This window comes from Mycobacterium persicum, from assembly GCF_002086915.1.
Lineage (GTDB): Bacteria > Actinomycetota > Actinomycetes > Mycobacteriales > Mycobacteriaceae > Mycobacterium > Mycobacterium persicum.
Genome location: NZ_MWQA01000001.1, coordinates 1 through 17,650, shown reverse-complemented (window position 1 = coordinate 17,650; position 17,650 = coordinate 1). Strand labels below are relative to the sequence as shown.

Here is a 17,650-nt window from a genome sequence, read left to right as displayed (position 1 = left end):
GACTGCAGCGTCACGTTGGCGGCAGGCCGGAATCATCGACGAAATCGCGCGGCGTCAGCCCTGACCGCATCAGCTCGGCGCGGCGGGCCTGAACATCGGAGGCGGCGCCGACCATGTTGGTCAGAATATGGCTGACCTGCAGGTGCACCCGCATACCCATCAGTTCCCAGGCTCGCTTGACGTTGTTCTTCACCGCCATCAGCGTGGTGAGCGGGATCCGCGCGATCTTGCGTGCCATCTCCTCGACCGTGGCTTCCAGGTCTTGGCGGGGCACCACCCGGTTGAGCAGACCCCAGTCGAGGGCTTGCTGCGCCGACAACGTCGGCGCCAGCAGCAGCCAGTCCATGGTGCGGTGCCAATTCATCAGCAACCACGGCTCGATCATGGTGTGCCCGCCGGGCTCGCCGAGGCTTTGGGCAAGCGGCATCTGGAAGTACGCGTCCTCGGACGCGACGCAGAAGTCGGTCAACAGGCCAAGATAGATGCCGCCGCCCACGCAGTAGCCGTGGATCTGGGAGATCGTCGGCTTGGGGAATTCCCACAGATACAGCGTGGGCCACAGGAACAGGTCGGCGGTGCCCCTGTACAGCTCCTCGAAGGTGTTGCCGAAATCCGGGTAAGGGTTTTCGTCCGGACCCCAGCGTGCCACGTGCCCGCCACAGAACCCTTTTCCGTTGGCCTTGAGGATGACGACCTTGATCTCTTTATCGCGGTCGGCCTCGTGCAGGCACGCATCGACTTCGGTGACCAGGACCGCATCCTTGGTGTTGGCCTTGTCGACCCGGTTCAGGATGATTCGCGCGATCGGTGGTTCGCGCTCATAAATGGTCGCTTCGAGGACGCGCCGTTGCATGCTGGTGACAGTACCCGACGCAGGCGTGCGCCTACAGCGACCGGCTGATGATCTCCTTCATGATTTCGCTTGTGCCGCCGTAGATCTTGGTCACCCGCGCCGCCGCATACGCGCGCGCGATGGGGTATTCCATCATGTAGCCGTAGCCGCCGAAGAACTGCAGGCACCGATCCACGATGTCGACCGCCTTGTCCGCGGCGATCAGCTTGGCCATCGACGCCGTGGCCGGGTCGTTGTTGCCGTCGATGTACTGCTGCACGCAGTGGTCGACGGTGGTCTTGATCGACAGCGTCTCGGCCTTGAGCTGTGCCAACTCAAACCTGCTGTGCTGGAACTGGATCAACGGCCGCCCGAACGCCTCCCGCTGCCGGGTGTAGCGGATCGCCTCGAGCACCGCGCATTCGGCCAAACCGGCGCACTGCGAGGCGATGACCAGTCGCTCCCGGGCCAGCTGCTCCATCAGCTGGTAAAAACCCAGCCCCTCGTTTTCACCGAGCAAATTCGCCACCGGCACCCGCATGTCCGAGAAGAACAACTCCCGGGTGTCCTGGCCGTGCTGGCCGATCTTTTCCAGGACTCGCCCGCGCTCGAAACCGTGCAGACTCGCGTCGGTTTCGGCGACGATCAGGGAAATCCCTGCCGCACCGGCTGTCGGATCCGTCTTGGTGACAATGATCAGCAGATCACAGTGAGTTCCGTTGGAAATGAAGGTCTTCGAACCGTTGATCACATAGTGTGAGCCGTCGCGGACGGCGGTGGTACGGATCCCCTGCAGGTCGGAGCCGGCACCGGGTTCGGTCATCGCGATCGCCAGCACGGCGTCGCCGCTGATTACCCTGGGCAACCAGCGTTGCTTCTGTTCCTCGTTGCCGTAGGCGTTGAGGTAGTGCGCGGCGATCGGTGAGTGCACCGCCCACCCCGAGGAGGTGTCGTGCGCCAGTGCCTGCTCTTCGGCGAAGACCGCGGAATAACCGAAATCGCCACCGGCGCCGCCGAACTGCTCGGGCAGATCCAGCCCGAGCAACCCCGCGTCGCCCAGCTTGTTCCAATACTCACGATCGACCTGATGGTCGCGGGCCCAGCGTTCTTGGTTGGGAGTGGACTCCTTCAGCAGGAACTCGGCAGCGTACTTACGCAGCTCGCGATGTTGATCGGTTTCCCAGCTGGCCCGGTAGGCCGGGAAAAGCTCGGACATGACTGCCCCCTGATGTTGCTCCGCGCAATATCGGTTCAGGTTCGCATAGTTTCCGATTGTTGGCGGTGGATTCGGCAAAAAGCCCGGCATGCTCCCCGAACGCGCCGCGGCACCGGTGTCGCCGACGACATCCCGACCGGCGCTGCCGATACCGTCGGCACCGCACCACCTGGCGTCCACAGTTACCACGATGGCGCGGACTATCATTGCAGTACACAAGGGTTTTCACAGTCCCGGCGCACCGAGGCTGACAGCTAGGCCCGCGCCAACAGCCAGGCCTGCCCCCGGCCTTCCCCGGCGGCAATCACATCCAGTCCGGCAAACGACGCCCGGAGCTGGCCTCGCCCGGCGCGGAAGGGCCCCGCGGCTGCGCCGACCTCACTGAGCACGGCGATGGCCAGCAACCCGCCCGGTGCCAATCGCGCGACTATCGGCCGGTCCAGGCGAGGATCGAGGAACTTATGGCACACGACCACGTCGACGGGTGGCCCGGGCGGCAAACCTGCGTCCAGGTCGACCACGTCGAATCGACAGCGATCGGCAACCCCGCAACGCTCGGCCAAATCCCGTGCCTGGCCAATCGCCACCGTAGAGATGTCCACTCCCCACACCTGCAAGCCTCGGCGTGCCAACCAGACCGCGCCCAGCCCCGGACCGCAGGCCAGATCGAGAGCCTTTCCCGCGGTTGGGAATACGTCCGCGTGACATCCAAAGGCGCTGGGCGGACCGACAGCGTCGAGTGCCGGCGGTCCCTGACTGCTGTACCGCTCGTCCCAGCTGCGGCGATCCTGCTCGGCCACAACCTGTTACGCCGGACCGGTATGCAGATAGCCTGGTGTACCAGCCGAGCCCACTCGTCCGGCCGTCGGTTCTGACCGTCGGCAGCACGCCGAGCGCACGATTCCGGGCTCTCTCGCGAAAGTCACTGTGCCCCAGAGTTTTGCAGATAGGCGACGATCGCGTTGGTCAACCCGCGGCGGGCCTGATCGAGGTCGGAGTAGGTACCCAACTGTCTTTCGGAGGTGATGCCGCGCATCGCTCCCGGGATGAACGCGGCGACCTCGCGTACCCGGCCGGGATCGACATCCATATCCGCGAATGCTTTCTGGCAGGTCGTGGCCCAGCTCCGCTGCCACGACGCCAGCTCGGCAGCGGTTCGGGGATAGTGCCGCTCGAGTTCGGCACGGTTGTTGGGCAGGGCGCGACGAAGCGTCTCGATCGCACGGGAATCGGTCGAGGTCAGCCCCTCGTACAAAGTGTTGATAATGCCCGAAACCCGTTCGTGAAGCGGACCGCTGGAGACTGCATTCGACCCAAACGTGCCCCGCCGCGCCGCCGTGCGGTGCAGAACTGCGGCCCACAACCCGTCGATGTCGCCGAATTGGTACTTGACCGCGCCCCAGGTGGCGCCGCTGTCCTTGGCGATGCGATTGGCCGACGCGGCCCCGGGTTCGCCGGTGGCCAACGACCGTATCGCAGCCTCGAGCATGCTTTCGCGCGTTGCGAGGCCGCGTTTGTTGGCACGCCGCCCCGCTATGCCCGCCTCAGCCATTCATGCGATGTTAGTGGCAACGCTCGTCGCGCGGCTAGCACCGCATGTCAGCGAAGTCCGCCCACCTCGACCGCCACGGTGGCGATCCGGGCTTCGGCGCCGCGGTAATTCAAACCCATTGCCGACAGCGCGATTTGGACTTTAGACGGCTCCAAGCCACCGGGCCGCGGAAAGTTGGGTCGTGCACCGGGATCCGCGACCTCCGTCGTCGACGCCACCGGCGATGCCGGGGCCCGGGTTATCGGCCACCACCCGAGACCAGTGAACCGACCGCTCAGCGCCTATAGTCCTGCTCGGATCACGTAAAGGGCTCTCGACCGGTCAACAGTGCCACGGTTGCCGCACCTCTTCGGGCTCGGCAATCCGCATTCGGCCGACGGTGGCGGTCTGGGTCCGGAGGAGGAAACAGGTGTCGGGTCTGCGAGAGCTCGCATTGGGCAGTGCGCCCGTCTTCGGTGGTGTCATGCTGGCCGTCGCGGCCGGGCAATTCAAGGGCACCGACTTTCGCGGCCAGCTCAAGCAGGACATGGACCTGCTCGACCGGCTTCCCGCCGACGCCCCGCAACGCGCCGATCTGGAGCGCACGATCAACGAGCGCATTGGCGACCTGGTGGACGCCGCCGACCGAAGTCGCGCACTGCGCAAAGCCGCAATGTCCTACCAGGGCAACTGGCGCGACATCGTGCTGTTGCTGTGCGCGGTGCTGTTCACCGTCATCTGGTGGGAGGTCAACCACAGCCGCAGCAACTGGCTGCCGACGTTCATCGTGCTGATCGTGTTGTCGGTGGTGGCAGCCGGTTACGCGCTTCGCGGCGCGCTGCGCAGCGTCACCTCCCTGGCCCGCAAACGGCGCGGCGGCCAGCGACACGAACCGACTTCCGGGTGAGCGCGGCAGCGACGATACCTCAACATCGGTAAGTTACGTATTTTTGCAATATAAAGGACCCCGCAGGCATTGCCCCCCTCCGCGCGCCGGTGCCACGCTATCTGCATGACAGAAACCGAGGGGTATGTCGATCAGGCGGTCACCGGCATCGCCGAACCACAACCGATGTACAAGGCGCTGCGGGAGTCGACGCCGGTGTTCCGGGCGCCGCAGGCGGTGGTTCTGAGCCGGCTTGCCGACATCGAGATGGCGCTCAAACGCACTGACCTGTTCTCCTCCAACATGGATGCCGTCGATCTCGGTAACCTGCGGCCGCTGATCCCGCTCCAAATCGACCCGCCCGAACACGCCAAGTACCGCCGTATCCTCGATCCGCTGTTCACCCCGCGGGAGATGGCTCGGCGCGAACCCCACGTCACCGCGCTGGTGAACGAGATGATCGACCGGTTCGCCGGCCGCGGTGAATGCGACTTCCATGCCGAGTTCGCGGTGCCGCTGCCGTGCACCGTCTTCCTGCAACTGCTGGGCCTTCCCCTGGACGACCTCGACAGATTCCTGGAGTGGAAGGACGGCGTCATCCGTCCCGCGGGCTCCACCGGCTACGACGACCGCCACGAGGCGTCGGCAGCCGTGGCGCAACAGATCTACGACTACTTCGACCGCGCGATCGACGACCACATCGCCAACCCGCGAGACGACGTGCTGTCAGCGATGATCGCAACCAACGTCAAAGGACTAGAGGGGCCGGCCGGCCAACCGCTATCCCGCGAGGAGCTGCTCGACATCTGCTTCCTGTTCCTGATCGCGGGCCTGGACACGGTCACCGACTCGCTCGACTGCTTCTTCGTCTACCTGGCGCGACACCCCGACCATCGTCGACAACTCATCGAGCAGCCCGACGTCCTGCCGCATGCGGTTGAGGAGCTATTGCGCTGGGAGACGCCGGTGCCCGGCGTTGCCCGGGTGGCCATGCAAGACGTCGAAGTGGGGGGATGCCCGATCCGCAAGGGTGAACGCGTCAGCCCGCTACTCGGCGCGGCCAACACCGACCCGGCGGAGTTCCCCGATCCGGAACGAGTGGACTTCACCCGCAATCCGAACCGGCACCGCGCGTTCGGTGGCGGTCCGCATCGGTGCCTCGGTTCCCACCTGGCGCGCATGGAGCTGCGGGTGGCGTTGCGCGAATTCCACCGCCGCATCCCGGCTTACGACATCAAACCCGGCACCCAGCTGGTTTACACCGCCGCCCTGCGGTCGGTGGAATCGTTGCCGCTGACGTTCCCGGTCGCGCGATGACGCACGTCTGGGTCGACGCCGATCGCTGCGTCGGGCATGGCCGCTGCTACACCCTGGCGCCGGACGTCTTCGACGCCGACGAAGTCGGACACTCCGTCGTGCGGGTCGCGGACGTCTCGGGCGAGCTGGAGCGGCAGGCCGTGACGGGAGCGGAAAACTGCCCGGAGCAGGCGATCACCCTGTCCCGGTGAGCGGCCGGCCAGATCGCTTGCCGCACAACGCCCTCGTGGCGCGACGCCGCGACACCTGAGGACGTCGGTAACCGACGCGGAAGCGCCGGAGGCGGGATATCACCGACGCCGGCGCTGGACTCGTCGTACGCTGACGCAAACCACAGAAGGGAACGCCTGCACATGCAACCAGGTTCGCTCGATCCGGTGGCCAGCGATCGTTTGTCGCACGCCGAAAAGTCATTCACCTCCGACTTGTCGATCAACGAGTTCGCGCTGCTGCACGGGGCCGGGTTCGAACCGATCGAGCTGGTCATGGGTGTCTCGGTCTATCACGTCGGCTTCCAGTTCAGCGGCATGCGGCAGCAACAGGAACTGGGCGTGCTGACCGAGGCGACCTACCGGGCACGCTGGAATGCGATGGCGCGCATGCAGGCCGAAGCCGATGCGCTCAAGGCGGACGGGATCGTCGGGGTCCGGCTCAACTGGCGTCATCACGGTGAAGGCGGCGAGCATCTGGAGTTCATGGCGGTCGGCACGGCGGTGCGCTACACCGCCAAGCCCGGGGCATTTCGGCGTCCCAACGGGCAAGCCTTCTCCAGCCACCTGTCCGGGCAGGACATGGTGACGCTGCTGCGATCGGGGTACGCGCCGGTGGCCTTCGTGATGGGCAATTGCGTGTTCCACATCGCCGTGCAGGGGTTCATGCAGACGCTGAAGCAGATCGGCCGCAATATGGAGATGCCGCAGTGGACTCAGGGCAACTACCAGGCGCGGGAACTGGCGATGTCGCGCATGCAGAGCGAGGCGGAGCGCGACGGTGCCACCGGCGTGGTGGGCGTGCATTTCGCCATCTCCAACTACGCGTGGGGCCTGCACACGGTGGAGTACTACACGGCCGGAACCGCGGTACGCCGCACCGGCAGCGGGGAAACCATCACGCCGTCGTTCGTCTTGCCCATGGATAACTGATGACCCATTTCGACGCCGAGCAGGTGAGCCGGACCATCGGGGCCGCGCTCGCCGGCCCCGGCGGAGTCGCCTTGGTGGTCAACGTTTTCGCCAATCTTCCGGGAGTGATTCACACACCCGCACGACGCGGCCTGTTCCGGTCGAACCCGGAGCGGATCCAGATCGGTGATTGGCGCTATGAAGTTGCCCACGACGGCCGGCTGGTCGCCGCACACCTGGTGAACGGCATCGTCATCGCCGAGGACCTCCTGGCCGCCGACGCCGTCGGTCCGCACGTCGCCCGTGCTCTGGGACAAATCGTCAGCCGGTACGGGCCCACGATCATCCCGAACATCAACGCGGCGGTGGAGATTCTGGGCACCAGTACCGGCTATCGGTACTGAGCCCTCTCAGCCAAATCCCGCTCAGCCGTATCGCGGAGTGGATAGGGTGCCCCGTCATGGGCGTCGTGCGGTTCCTTTGGCAACGCGTGCTGGCCTTCGACCGAATCGGCTCCCGCATTCCGCAGCTGATCCAGGTCTGGCTGCTGGAACTGTTCTTCGCCATGCCGTTGGCCTTCTTCATCGGCAAGGTCATCGACATCCATGGCGCCTTCGGCGTGCCCGGCACCGGCGAGCGCCTCGACGCCACATTCTGGGGAGCCCTCGTCGTCGCGCTCGTCTTCGGGTTCTTGTTCGTACGCTCCCTGGTGAAGCCGCGCATCGCCCAGGGTTCGTGGACGCCCACGGTGCACGCCGACGTCGGAGGATTTACCGTCTACCGCGGAAACCGGGCCTGGACGGTGACCTATCCCTACCTGACCAGCCACCCGTCTTATGCACTGCTGCTGCTGCTGACCGCACCCATTCCCGCCATGATGGTCGCGGCGACCGTCAACCAGGGCGACAGCACCTTCTACTTCCGGGTCTGCGGGATCGTCGGGCTGATCATCCTGGCCTGCATGGCGGTGGCACGCACGTTGGCCTGGTACGTATTCCGCATCGGCCGCCGCCGGCTCGACGAGCAACTGCGGGGCCTGCCGATCTCCCAACGTCGCCTCGGCTGGGAAATCGCCTGGAAACCCGTGCTGGTTCTGGTGGTGCTGATGTATGCGATCGTGTGCATCCCGCTCGGTGCCATGTGGCTGAAGGAGCAGCGCACCATCGCGGCCTTGCCCGTCGTCACCGTTGCCGACACGCAGTATCCCGGCCAATATCGGCGCGTGACAGGCAAAGTGGCGTCGGAGCCCGTCTACTGGGCGCCGCAAGGGACCGGCCGCGGCGGCAACAACTACGCGGGAGCGGGAATCCTGGTGACGCTGCCGACCGGCGGTGAGGCGCTGCTGCTCGCCGACTCGATGGCGGTGCCGGATTTCAAGGGCATGATGGCCCACGTCCACCACGGCGAAGTCAGCGCAACCGGCAAGGTGATCGACGCCGTGACCGCGACCCAGCGGAAGTACTACGGATTCAACGAAAACGCCTTTCCCGCACCGTCGGCCGGCGGGCGGGTCATGTTGCTGTTGTCGGAGCCCTGAGCCGAAGGAGGCTTGGAATGAGAATCGTCAGGGCAGCGGCCGCGCTGGGGCTGGTGGCGCTGGCCGGTTGTGGCGGCCATTCGAAGTCGGCCGACGCCACGTCGAGCACCGTCGGCCGCAGTTCGGCGTCGACGTCGGGCGTAGACAAGACGCGGCCATCAAGAAGGGGCGCCGGCTGAGTCGCCGAGGGCACGCCAGTGCCGAGTTGCCGCGCCGGCGCGGGGTTACCGCACCGCGCATGCGAAGCTGGCCCAGGCGTTGTTGCCGTAGCCGCCCGGATTCCACAGGGACGCCGGCGATTGCGGCTGCAGAGTCCCGGTGTCGTCCCACGCGCGGGCGGTGATGTGCAGCCTGCCGGGCTCGACGTCGACGGTCGATGACCACGGCTGCCAGGACCATGTGCCGGGCGACGGGTGCAACTCGGCTTGCCGCCAGGTGCGCCCGTGGTCGAGCGATATGTCGATGCGGGCGACGCGGTGACCGTCGCCGGCAATGCCGTAGCCGCGGATTGTCAGTGCGCCGGCGGCGACGACGGCACCGTCGACGGGGTGCAGAATGTCGCAGTTGAGCGCCAGCGTCGAAAGCGAAATGCCTTCTCCCGCAGCAGCTGTGGCGGGATCGGCGTCGGGGGGCAGGATCCGGTAGTCATGCGCCTGGAAGTAGTTCTCCGACGGACCGGGTTGCACGGTGATCGCACTGACCCATTTGACACTGCGGGCGCCGATGTACCCCGGCACCACCACCCGGACCGGGCCGCCGTGGGCAGGTGGCAGCGGTTCGGAGTTCATCTGCCACGCCAGCAGCACTTCCTGCGACATCGCCTTGCGCAACGGGAGGGAACCGCCGTAGGTCTGTACGGGCCGGGCCTGCGGGGCCACGTCGGGAGCATCGAAGGCGACATGCAGCCCGTCTTCGACGTGGGTCTGGGCCGCGCCGAGGACGTCGGCCAGACGCGCGCCACACCACTGTGCCGTCGAGATCGCACCGTGCTGCCAGGGCTCCTTACCCGGGATCGCTCGCACACGGAGCAACTCGGCGCGACGGTTACCCGCACAGGCCAACGTCGCCACCACACTGTGGCGCGGGAAATCGTTGACCAGCCGGTCATAGGTCAGCGTCAGCGGTTTGTCCACGCAGCCGCTAACCGTCAGACGCCACTGAGGGGGCGCAATAGCGGGAATGGGGCCGTGATTGCGCGCATAGAACGCAATGATCGGGGTGATGTCGCTGCCGGCCAGCGCCGCGACCGGCGGCTCAGCGTTGTAGGGCAGCTCCGCATGCACGATCATGTCGTCTCGCTTGCCCCATGTCGCTGTGGCGTCGGCGGCCATAGTAGAGATCGTCCGCCATCACCGGACACGGGTCTAGCGGCGGTGCTCGGCTGGCACAAGACGGTTATCGGGGCGGCGCCATGGGCACTTCGGTTGACTGCCAACGCTCGTCCCGGCGTTTCGGATCAGCATCGCAAATCCGCATCGGGACGCCGGCGGTGTCGTACCGTTCACACAGGTCTCACGCGGTTCAGCGAAAAGCCGGATATGAGGTCACGCACCGTGAGCCGAACGCAGCACCGAGGGAAGGGGTTCAACACGATGAATAAACCGACGACCGCGTTGGCGACACTTGCCGTGCTCCTCGTGACTGCCGGGTGTGGCCGGTCCACCAACAGCCAGGCCGCCGAAAATTCGCCGTCGGGAAACCCATCGAGCTCGAACACCGCCACCACCACCGAGCCCGCCTCCTCGGGACGGATGAACCCCCGCTACGAAGACGCCGAAACACCGGAGGCCCAACAAGGCCGCCAGCTCATGACGGACGCGAAACTGCTGGAGGCGCTGGCTCAGCAGGTCAACGACACCCTGAATCTGCCGCACGACGTGGCGGTTCTGGGCAAACAATGTGGCGAGCCCAACGACTACTGGGACCCCAACACCAACGAGATAACACTGTGCTACGAGGACATCCGGCAAAGCGAGCACCGGTTCGCCGACAGCGGCAACCCCGATCCGGTGGTCACCGCGGTTGACGCAACGACCTCGGGGTTCTATCACGAGCTCGGTCACGCCACCCTGTCCATCTACGAGCTCGCTTTCACCGGGCGCGAAGAGGATGTGGCCGACCAGCTCTCGGCGTTCATGCTGCTGGCTCCTGGCGCCGACGGAAAGCCCTATCCCAACGGTGTCCGGATTGCGACCAACACCGCCCAGGACTGGAAGCTGAGCGCCAAGGAGTCCGGCGACGCCAACGATCTGCCGTTCTGGGACGGGCACTCCATGGACATCACCCGCATGTACAACTGGGAGTGCTGGATCTACGGGTCCGACCCGGCGGCCAACGCCAACATGGTCGCCTCCGGCGATCTCCCGGAGGACCGGGCCGGCAATTGCGAGGAGGAGTTCCAGAACATGTCCAAGGCATGGCAGCAGATGCTGGGGCCGCATCTCAAGAAGCCCAGCTGATCCTGATCCGAACAGCCCGCCGCGAGCAGGGGTTCATGGAGTTCATGGACCGTTCAGGCATCGGTCGAGCAGACCTCATGGACCGCACACGAGAGACCGTTTGTCTCACGGTATGCGTGTCGTTCAGGTCGCCAACTTCTACGGACCTCGTTCCGGCGGGCTCCGGACCGCCGTCGACCGGTTGGGATCGGAATACTGCGCACGCGGCCATCAGGTATATCTGATCGTTCCCGGTGCCCGGGCCACACATACTCGGTTGGGCACCGGTGTCGTGCGAATCACCCTGCCGGCCAAGCTGATTCCCTTCACCGGAGGCTACCGCGCGGTGCTGCCCGGGCCCGTGCGGACGTTGCTGGAAACGCTACGGCCCGACGCCCTCGAGGTCTCCGACCGGCTCACCCTGCGATCACTGGGCCGCTGGGGGCGCGACCGCGGCGTGACAACGGTGATGATCTCCCACGAACGCCTCGATCGCTTCGCCGGCCAGCTGCTTCCGCGGCGCGCCGCCCGGGCATTCGCAGACGTGGCGAACCGGCGAACCGCCGCCGACTACGACACCGTGGTGTGCACCACCGCGTTCGCGCGCGCGGAATTCGACCGTATCGGAGCGACCAATATCGCCACGGTCCCACTGGGTGTCGATCTGCAGACCTTCCACCCACGCCGGCGCAGCTCTCTGGTGCGCCGACGTTTCGCCGCATCCACACAGATCCTGCTGGTCCACTGCGGCCGGCTGTCGGTCGAGAAGCGTGCCGATCGCAGCATCGATGCGGTCGCCGCATTGTGTGACGCCGGTGTCGACGCCCGCCTGGTCGTCGTCGGCGAGGGCCCGATGCGCTCCAGACTGCAACGTCAGGCCGCGGGTCTACCGGTTGAGTTCACCGGTTTCATCTCCGATCGGCGCGCCGTCGCCACCATCCTGGCCTGCGCCGACGTGACCCTGGCGCCCGGACCGCACGAGACCTTCGGACTGGCCGCACTGGAATCACTGGCGTGCGGGACACCGGTCGTGGTATCGCGCACGTCGGCGCTGGCCGAGATCATCACCACAGACAGCGGCTCATCGGCCGATAACAGCCCGGTCGCCATCGCAGCGGCGGTCCGCAGCGTCGTCAGCCGTCCCGAGGACGACCGCCGTGCCTGCGCAAGACGGCGCGCCGAAGCCTTCACCTGGCAGCAAGCCGCGACCGGCATGTTGATTGCACTCAGTGCTCGCGACGGTCAACGAGACGATGGTGCCCGTTGTGTGGACGAGGCGAGCCGGCTGACGGACGCAGGCTCCCCCTTCACCGCATGAAATCAGGTGCACGGTAACCCGTGCGGGCCCCCGATCCAATGGCCGGGCGGCGCCTGCCAGGGGCAGACTTGCTGAACCTGCCCCGGCGGGAACGGGTTCGCAATGCCCCGATCGTTGAGATGGGGCCCTGGCGGAATCCGCGGCTGCCCCGGGTCGGCCTGTGCGACAGCGCCGGCGAATCCGAGCGCGGATGCTCCCAACGCCGCAGCGATGACGGCTTTGCCGGCGAACTTCTTCGCGATCATCGTGTCGCCCTCCTTCAGCCGCCGTGGGCACTGCGTCAGCCACTACGGTGACGTCTATCCAACAAGTATCCCAGAGACGGCGTTGTCAAACCTCACCCCCGCATGCGGGCGCTTCGCCAACCTCACGGTCTGCGGCCATGATCCAGGGTCAACCGCTGGTGTTGCCGGGTCCGCGGCGGGCGAATGCGGGGGCATGCTCGGGCCGCACCCCAACGCCGACAAAGTAGGCGGGCAGCATCGACAGCCACGGCAATTTGTCCACCACCGCGAGTAAGGCCGCCGGCGGGGTCGGGTCCTTGCCGCCAAGCAGTGGGCCGACCAGCATCCGGTGCAGTACCCGTTGCACCGTTTGAGTCACCACGGTGGGAAGGAGGCGGCGACGGCGCACGGCGGCCAGGTCGCGATCGGTGATCCGGTGTCGCAGCAGGGGTTCGGCCAAGATGGTCGCCGCCGCGACGGCATCCTGCACGGCCAGGTTGATCCCGACACCGCCCAGCGGCGACATCGCGTGTGCGGCGTCACCGATGCACAGCAGTCCATCGGTGTGCCAGCGCCGCAGCCGGTTCACCTTCACGTCGAGATGCTTGACATCGTCCATGGACGTCAGCGCTGCCGCCGACTCGGCCGCCTCGGGAACCAGCGCGGCGACGTCGCGGCCGAACGCCTCGATGCCGCGCTCCCGCAACGCGGCGTCGGCGCCCTTGGGTCCGAGGTAGGCGATCTGGAAATACCCTTGGCGGGGAATTACCACCAGGGCCTTACCCGGTCCGAATCGCGGCAGCAACGAGAACTCCGTGCTGTTCTCGTACGGCAGTTTGAACCACCACACATCGAACTTGACCGGGTAGTCGTGTGCTCTCAGCCCGGCCTCCTGACGTGCCATCGACCAGCGCCCGTCGCACGCAACGGTCAGCTCCGCCCTCAGCTCACCGGGGCCGTCGGGTCCCTGGTAGCGCACTCCGACCACCCGATCGCCGTCGCGCAGCAGCCCAGTGGCTTCGGTCTTCATGCGCAACGTGAAGGTCGGCTCGGCCTGGGCCGCCTCCGCGAGCAGGTTCAGCAGATCCCATTGCGGCACCATCGCAATGTAGGGGCGGGGTAGTCGCAGCCGCTCGAAGTCGAGGTAGGTCACCGACCGCCCGGCGGTATCGAAGGTCGCCTTGCGGACCTCGCTGAAGGGCAGCGCCGCAAAACGCTCCCAAAGTCCCAGCTCGTCGAGCAGCCGCAGGGTAGTCGGATGCACGGTGTCACCGCGGAAATCCCGTAGGAAGTCACCGTGCTTCTCCAGCAGGGTGACCTCGACACCCGCCCGGGCCAGCAGCAGCCCGAGGACCATGCCGGCAGGGCCGCCGCCGATAATCGCGCATGTGGTTGTCTCAGACATCAGCGCAAGCATAGGGCGCGCACCGTCTGCGCGAAGTATGCCGCAGGGGCCCCGCGTACGGTCAACGCCGGCCGCGCTGACCAACCCCGAACTGACGGTGGCCGATCAACGCGGCAATGAGAATTTATCGATATTGTCTATGATGTCATAATTGCAATTTATCAGAACAATTATTGACGCGCTGACCATACTGTTGTATGGTGGCTTCACGTCATCCCTTTGGTAGATATTCAATGACGATATTCTGCGCCCTGAGCGCCTTACCGGCGAACCAGGAATCTGGCTAACAGAAAGCGCGCAGACGGAGCCAGCTCGTAATGGCCTGCCCATCGGGAGAATTCACCGATATTGCACTTGCGATGGCATCATCGCAAAAAGGACAGCGAGATGAGCACCAAGCACACATTGGCCAGATTCCTGCTCGCCGGTGCGCTCGGCTTGGCCGCGCTGGGTATTGGGTCGGGTTCGGCACAAGCGGACCCAACCTCGCCGCCCCCGAACCCACCAGCAGATTCCGAGACACCGGCGCCTCCGTCCCCATCGGATTCGCCACCGCCACCGCAACCGCACTCGTGGCCTCCGTGCGGAATGGGTGGTCAATGCTCTCCGAGATGTTGGCCGCCATGGGAACCGCCGCCGGCGCCGGGGGAACCGACGCCTACCTTCCCCAACCCATGGCCGCCGTTCGGATTGGGCGGCACCAGGTTCGAGCCGTGCCCCGCGCCGCCGCCGCCACCACCAGGAGAACCTTATCCATCGCCGCCTCCCGCACCGCCTGCATGGCCGCCGTGCGGAACGGGCGGTGAATGCTTCCCGGGCGGTCTACCACCTGGCTGGTACTAAGTTTCCAATTTTCGCGCGGCCCGAAGAAGGGGTTCCGTATTTGCGGATCGGCCGCGCGCCAATGCGTTTTCTGACACGCCGATCGGAGCTGCACTCACTGGACGGAAATTGACTCGGCTTGTGAATAAGCGCGCCTATTCTGTCGGCGTCTGTTGGAAAGTCTGCGGCTGCCGGAAACCTTACGCGTGACCTCGCGCAGTACCCCTGCCACGACATATCGGCATCTGGTGACCGGTGGGTAAGATGTTCAGCGCGCTGGGCGCGCCGATCGACCCGGAGCTTGAGGCGATACGCAGCACCGCCATCGAACAACGTTGCAAGGCTAGACCGCCAACCAACTCGTGATGCGCCAGGGCAATCCGAGGAGCAGATGGACCACAGGCCATGACCGACACCATCCAGACGCTCCTGCAACAGCGCGCATCCGATTCCTCGGTCGCGGTGAAATACCATGATCTGCAATGGACTTGGCAACAGTATCTCGCGGAGTCAGCGGCGCGCGCAGCGGTTTTGATCGCCGCCGCCGACCCGGACCGGCCGATGCACATCGGTGCTCTGCTGGGCAACACACCCGAGATGCTGGCCCAGATGGCGGCGGCCGGACTGGGTGGCTACGTGCTGTGCGGTCTGAACACCACCCGCCGGGGCGAGGCGCTGGCCGCCGACATCAGAAAGGCGGACTGTCAGATCGTGGTGACCGATGCCGAACACCGCGACCTGCTGCACGGTTTGGACCTGGCCGGCACCCGGATTCTCGACACCGCGACACCGCAGTGGGCCGAATTGGTCGCCGCCGCCGATCCGTTGGTCCCGCATCGCAAGGTCGACATGACGGACCCGTTCATGATGATCTTCACCTCCGGCACCAGCGGAAGCCCCAAGGCGGTGCAGGTGTCGCAGCCGATGCCGATATTCGCCGGGCGCAGCCTCACCGAGCGCTTCGCGCTCACCGAGCAGGACACCTGCTACGTGTCTATGCCGCTGTTTCACTCCAATGCGGTGGTCGCCGGATGGGCGCCCGCGGTGGTGTCCGGCGCGGCCATTGCGCCGGCAAAGTTCTCGGCCACTAACTTTCTGGCCGACGTCCGCCGCTACCACGCCACGTACATGAACTATGTCGGCAAGCCGCTGGCGTACATCCTGGCCACGCCGCAGCGTGAGGACGACGCCGACAATCCGCTGCGGGTGGCGTTCGGCAACGAGGCCAACGAGAAGGACATCGAGGAGTTCGCGCGCCGCTTCGCGGTGCAGGTCGAAGACGGCTTCGGCTCGACCGAAAACGCGGTCATCGTAATTCGCGAACCCGGAACTCCGCCCGGCTCGATCGGCAAAGGTGCCCCCGGAGTCGCGGTGTACAACAGCCAGACCGTCACCGAGTGCCCCGTCGCGCACTTCGACGAGCACGGTGCGCTGCTCAACGCCGATGAGGCCGTGGGCGAATTGGTCAACACCACCGGATCGGGTTTCTTCAGCGGCTATTACAACGACCCCGACGCCAACGCCGAACGGATGCGCCACGGCATGTATTGGTCCGGTGACCTCGGCTACCGCGACGCTCAAGGCTGGATCTATCTGGCCGGCCGCACCGGCGACTGGATGAGGGTGGACGGCGAAAATCTGGCGGCCGCGCCGATCGAACGAATCCTGTTGCGCCACAACGCTATCAACCGCGTAGCGGTCTATGCGGTGCCGGACGAGCAGGTCGGTGACCAGGTGATGGCCGCGGTCGTGCTGCAGCGGGGCCGCGCCTTCGAGACCGACTCGTTCGAAGCATTCCTCGACGCACAGCCCGACCTGTCCCCCAAGGCCCGCCCACGGTACGTCCGCATCGCCGCCGACCTGCCCAGCACCGCCACGCACAAGGTGCTCAAGCGCCAGCTGATCCGCGACGGAACAACCGTCGGCGCGGGCGAGACATTGTGGGTGCGCGAGCCACGCGGCACCGCATACCGGATCGCGTCTCACGGCGACGCCTAGACAGTCACACGCCGCACCATCCCATCCGCGGATCGAGGCTACGGGCACGCAATCGGCAGGGGAATGAAGCTGCCGTTAGGCCAGCACAACCCGGGCGGAAGCGGCGGTGGAGGCTGGTACCCCGAGCCGGGGGGCTTCGGTGGCGGGTCGTCACCATCCCAAATCATGTTGGACACATTGCCCATCCCTGGCCACAGGTAGTAGTAGGTGTGACATACCGTCATGTCCCAACCGCGAAAAGGGTCGGTCACGTGATTGCCGGTCGCCGGCAGGGGATCCCCTGGGCACCACTGCTTGGGTGGACCCCAACCGTTGTCGTCGGTGGGGAGCGGGCCGGGACGGAGCGGAACAAGACCGGGCTGGCCCTGAGCGGTCCCGGCGGCCAGACCCAGGCCGGCTATCGCGACGCCCCCCGACAGCAACGCCCCGCCGATGAGCCTCTTCACATTGTGGGGAGCGTTCATGGATGGCCCCATTCTCGTGTCCGGCCGTTACTGGCTTCGGCGCTTCGCGGAATTGTTGCGACATCTGTGCGACGGCCGGCCCATCTCCGCGGTTTACCCGATCGACCCTCGAACCGCGAGCGTACTGGTTCGGCAACGCCGGAATAGAGGAATCCTGGAAAATCAGTCGGCGCGATATGGCCGACGTATTGATCAGTCGCTCGGACCCGGGAACATCGGGTGTCGACCGGCCGTGATCCACACCGGTCTAAGCCCAATACCGTTCAGTTAAGACGGTGGATGGTGATGTTTGGTGAATGCTCGGGTTGGAGCCAGTGGGCGTAGTCGGCGCGTTTGACGTGCCACTTGGACATTTTGCGTTTGACCACCCGGGGTGCTGCGCGGTGGCGTCGGGCCGGGTTGAGGCGGTCGAGCAGTCGGCGCAGGAAGGCGCGCCAGTGCCGGTCAGGCGTTTCGGGGTGGTCCGGGGGGAAAAGCGCCCTGCTGGGCGACGGATTGACGCGTGATGCTCAGTGCGGCAGTGAAACTGACGCGGTCGGGG

The 17,650-nt window shown here is 65.9% G+C and carries 19 protein-coding genes; 10 read left to right on the top strand and 9 right to left on the bottom strand.

Features of this window, described 5'->3' with window-relative positions; all coding sequences use genetic code 11:
- Positions 1 to 10: 10 nt before the first annotated feature.
- The 5 genes from B4U45_RS00095 to B4U45_RS00075 all read right to left on the bottom strand — a co-directional run bounded on the left by B4U45_RS00095 (position 11) and on the right by B4U45_RS00075 (position 3,818).
- Positions 11 to 853, bottom strand: a complete 843-nt coding sequence (locus B4U45_RS00095; RefSeq protein ID WP_075547508.1) for an enoyl-CoA hydratase-related protein — start codon at positions 851 to 853, stop codon at positions 11 to 13.
- Positions 854 to 884: 31 nt separating this feature from the next.
- Entirely contained in the window at positions 885 to 2,048 is a 1,164-nt protein-coding gene (locus B4U45_RS00090; RefSeq protein WP_075547542.1) for an acyl-CoA dehydrogenase family protein, read from the bottom strand.
- 254 nt (positions 2,049 to 2,302) lie between these two features.
- Positions 2,303 to 2,848, bottom strand: coding sequence for a class I SAM-dependent methyltransferase (locus B4U45_RS00085; RefSeq protein ID WP_075547507.1), 546 nt, complete (start codon positions 2,846 to 2,848; stop codon positions 2,303 to 2,305).
- A gap of 122 nt (positions 2,849 to 2,970) precedes the next feature.
- Positions 2,971 to 3,600 carry a TetR/AcrR family transcriptional regulator gene (locus B4U45_RS00080; protein WP_183154999.1) on the bottom strand — a complete coding sequence of 210 codons (630 nt, stop codon included), beginning with the start codon at positions 3,598 to 3,600 and terminating at the stop codon, positions 2,971 to 2,973.
- A 47-nt stretch (positions 3,601 to 3,647) separates the two neighbouring features.
- Entirely contained in the window at positions 3,648 to 3,818 is a 171-nt protein-coding gene (locus B4U45_RS00075; protein ID WP_158006349.1) for a hypothetical protein, read from the bottom strand.
- 245 nt (positions 3,819 to 4,063) lie between these two features.
- Between B4U45_RS00075 and B4U45_RS00070 the strand changes: the two genes are divergently transcribed.
- The 7 genes from B4U45_RS00070 to B4U45_RS00040 all read left to right on the top strand — a co-directional run bounded on the left by B4U45_RS00070 (position 4,064) and on the right by B4U45_RS00040 (position 8,619).
- Positions 4,064 to 4,486 carry a hypothetical protein gene (locus B4U45_RS00070; protein WP_176357717.1) on the top strand — a complete coding sequence of 141 codons (423 nt, stop codon included), beginning with the start codon at positions 4,064 to 4,066 and terminating at the stop codon, positions 4,484 to 4,486.
- A gap of 105 nt (positions 4,487 to 4,591) precedes the next feature.
- Positions 4,592 to 5,782: a cytochrome P450 gene (locus B4U45_RS00065; RefSeq protein WP_075547505.1), complete on the top strand. Its 1,191-nt coding sequence runs from the start codon at positions 4,592 to 4,594 to the stop codon at positions 5,780 to 5,782.
- Positions 5,779 to 5,973: a ferredoxin gene (locus tag B4U45_RS00060; protein ID WP_075547504.1), complete on the top strand. Its 195-nt coding sequence runs from the start codon at positions 5,779 to 5,781 to the stop codon at positions 5,971 to 5,973. The genes B4U45_RS00065 and B4U45_RS00060 overlap by 4 nt, the downstream gene beginning before the upstream one ends.
- A gap of 162 nt (positions 5,974 to 6,135) precedes the next feature.
- Positions 6,136 to 6,924, top strand: coding sequence for a heavy metal-binding domain-containing protein (locus B4U45_RS00055; RefSeq protein ID WP_075547503.1), 789 nt, complete (start codon positions 6,136 to 6,138; stop codon positions 6,922 to 6,924).
- Positions 6,924 to 7,307, top strand: a complete 384-nt coding sequence (locus tag B4U45_RS00050) for a DUF5073 family protein (RefSeq protein WP_075547502.1) — start codon at positions 6,924 to 6,926, stop codon at positions 7,305 to 7,307. The genes B4U45_RS00055 and B4U45_RS00050 overlap by 1 nt, the downstream gene beginning before the upstream one ends.
- A gap of 56 nt (positions 7,308 to 7,363) precedes the next feature.
- A complete protein-coding gene (locus tag B4U45_RS00045) occupies positions 7,364 to 8,440 on the top strand; it encodes a hypothetical protein (RefSeq protein ID WP_075547501.1) in 1,077 nt (358 codons plus the stop codon).
- 17 nt (positions 8,441 to 8,457) lie between these two features.
- Positions 8,458 to 8,619, top strand: a complete 162-nt coding sequence (locus B4U45_RS00040; protein ID WP_158006348.1) for a hypothetical protein — start codon at positions 8,458 to 8,460, stop codon at positions 8,617 to 8,619.
- 45 nt (positions 8,620 to 8,664) lie between these two features.
- On the opposite strand, the gene B4U45_RS00035 is transcribed toward B4U45_RS00040, so the two are convergent.
- Complete coding sequence (locus tag B4U45_RS00035) at positions 8,665 to 9,771, bottom strand: sulfite oxidase (RefSeq protein WP_219859278.1); 1,107 nt, start codon at positions 9,769 to 9,771, stop codon at positions 8,665 to 8,667.
- Between the two features lie 261 nt (positions 9,772 to 10,032).
- On the opposite strand from B4U45_RS00035, the gene B4U45_RS00030 reads away from it, so the two are divergent.
- Both B4U45_RS00030 and B4U45_RS00025 read left to right on the top strand, forming a co-directional pair.
- Positions 10,033 to 10,899, top strand: a complete 867-nt coding sequence (locus B4U45_RS00030) for a DUF4344 domain-containing metallopeptidase (RefSeq protein WP_075547499.1) — start codon at positions 10,033 to 10,035, stop codon at positions 10,897 to 10,899.
- A gap of 112 nt (positions 10,900 to 11,011) precedes the next feature.
- The gene (locus B4U45_RS00025) at positions 11,012 to 12,196 is read left to right on the top strand and encodes a glycosyltransferase (RefSeq protein WP_075547498.1); all 1,185 of its coding nucleotides are present in this window, start codon (positions 11,012 to 11,014) and stop codon (positions 12,194 to 12,196) included.
- Positions 12,197 to 12,198: 2 nt separating this feature from the next.
- Here B4U45_RS00025 and B4U45_RS00020 read toward each other — a convergent pair whose 3' ends face one another.
- The gene (locus B4U45_RS00020) at positions 12,199 to 12,441 is read right to left on the bottom strand and encodes a hypothetical protein (protein WP_075547497.1); all 243 of its coding nucleotides are present in this window, start codon (positions 12,439 to 12,441) and stop codon (positions 12,199 to 12,201) included.
- A gap of 148 nt (positions 12,442 to 12,589) precedes the next feature.
- Positions 12,590 to 13,825: an FAD-dependent oxidoreductase gene (locus B4U45_RS00015; protein ID WP_082275449.1), complete on the bottom strand. Its 1,236-nt coding sequence runs from the start codon at positions 13,823 to 13,825 to the stop codon at positions 12,590 to 12,592.
- A gap of 1,227 nt (positions 13,826 to 15,052) precedes the next feature.
- Between B4U45_RS00015 and fadD1 the strand changes: the two genes are divergently transcribed.
- Positions 15,053 to 16,645, top strand: a complete 1,593-nt coding sequence (gene fadD1 / locus B4U45_RS00010; protein WP_075547494.1) for a fatty-acid--CoA ligase FadD1 — start codon at positions 15,053 to 15,055, stop codon at positions 16,643 to 16,645.
- A 38-nt stretch (positions 16,646 to 16,683) separates the two neighbouring features.
- Here fadD1 and B4U45_RS00005 read toward each other — a convergent pair whose 3' ends face one another.
- Positions 16,684 to 17,109 carry a hypothetical protein gene (locus B4U45_RS00005; protein WP_240316405.1) on the bottom strand — a complete coding sequence of 142 codons (426 nt, stop codon included), beginning with the start codon at positions 17,107 to 17,109 and terminating at the stop codon, positions 16,684 to 16,686.
- Positions 17,110 to 17,650: the final 541 nt, after the last annotated feature.

What these genes read in the sequence shown, in the direction of transcription:
- B4U45_RS00095 (WP_075547508.1), bottom strand. Translation starts at nt 853, where the DNA reads ATGCAACGGCGCGTCCTCGAAGCGACCATTTATGAGCGCGAACCACCG.
- B4U45_RS00090 (WP_075547542.1), bottom strand. Translation starts at nt 2,048, where the DNA reads ATGTCCGAGCTTTTCCCGGCCTACCGGGCCAGCTGGGAAACCGATCAA.
- B4U45_RS00080 (WP_183154999.1), bottom strand. Translation starts at nt 3,600, where the DNA reads ATGGCTGAGGCGGGCATAGCGGGGCGGCGTGCCAACAAACGCGGCCTC.
- B4U45_RS00070 (WP_176357717.1), top strand. Translation starts at nt 4,064, where the DNA reads ATGCTGGCCGTCGCGGCCGGGCAATTCAAGGGCACCGACTTTCGCGGC.
- B4U45_RS00065 (WP_075547505.1), top strand. Translation starts at nt 4,592, where the DNA reads ATGACAGAAACCGAGGGGTATGTCGATCAGGCGGTCACCGGCATCGCC.
- B4U45_RS00060 (WP_075547504.1), top strand. Translation starts at nt 5,779, where the DNA reads ATGACGCACGTCTGGGTCGACGCCGATCGCTGCGTCGGGCATGGCCGC.
- B4U45_RS00055 (WP_075547503.1), top strand. Translation starts at nt 6,136, where the DNA reads ATGCAACCAGGTTCGCTCGATCCGGTGGCCAGCGATCGTTTGTCGCAC.
- B4U45_RS00050 (WP_075547502.1), top strand. Translation starts at nt 6,924, where the DNA reads ATGACCCATTTCGACGCCGAGCAGGTGAGCCGGACCATCGGGGCCGCG.
- B4U45_RS00045 (WP_075547501.1), top strand. Translation starts at nt 7,364, where the DNA reads ATGGGCGTCGTGCGGTTCCTTTGGCAACGCGTGCTGGCCTTCGACCGA.
- B4U45_RS00040 (WP_158006348.1), top strand. Translation starts at nt 8,458, where the DNA reads ATGAGAATCGTCAGGGCAGCGGCCGCGCTGGGGCTGGTGGCGCTGGCC.
- B4U45_RS00035 (WP_219859278.1), bottom strand. Translation starts at nt 9,771, where the DNA reads ATGGCCGCCGACGCCACAGCGACATGGGGCAAGCGAGACGACATGATC.
- B4U45_RS00030 (WP_075547499.1), top strand. Translation starts at nt 10,033, where the DNA reads ATGAATAAACCGACGACCGCGTTGGCGACACTTGCCGTGCTCCTCGTG.
- B4U45_RS00025 (WP_075547498.1), top strand. Translation starts at nt 11,012, where the DNA reads ATGCGTGTCGTTCAGGTCGCCAACTTCTACGGACCTCGTTCCGGCGGG.
- B4U45_RS00020 (WP_075547497.1), bottom strand. Translation starts at nt 12,441, where the DNA reads ATGATCGCGAAGAAGTTCGCCGGCAAAGCCGTCATCGCTGCGGCGTTG.
- B4U45_RS00015 (WP_082275449.1), bottom strand. Translation starts at nt 13,825, where the DNA reads ATGTCTGAGACAACCACATGCGCGATTATCGGCGGCGGCCCTGCCGGC.
- fadD1 (WP_075547494.1), top strand. Translation starts at nt 15,053, where the DNA reads ATGACCGACACCATCCAGACGCTCCTGCAACAGCGCGCATCCGATTCC.
- B4U45_RS00005 (WP_240316405.1), bottom strand. Translation starts at nt 17,109, where the DNA reads ATGAACGCTCCCCACAATGTGAAGAGGCTCATCGGCGGGGCGTTGCTG.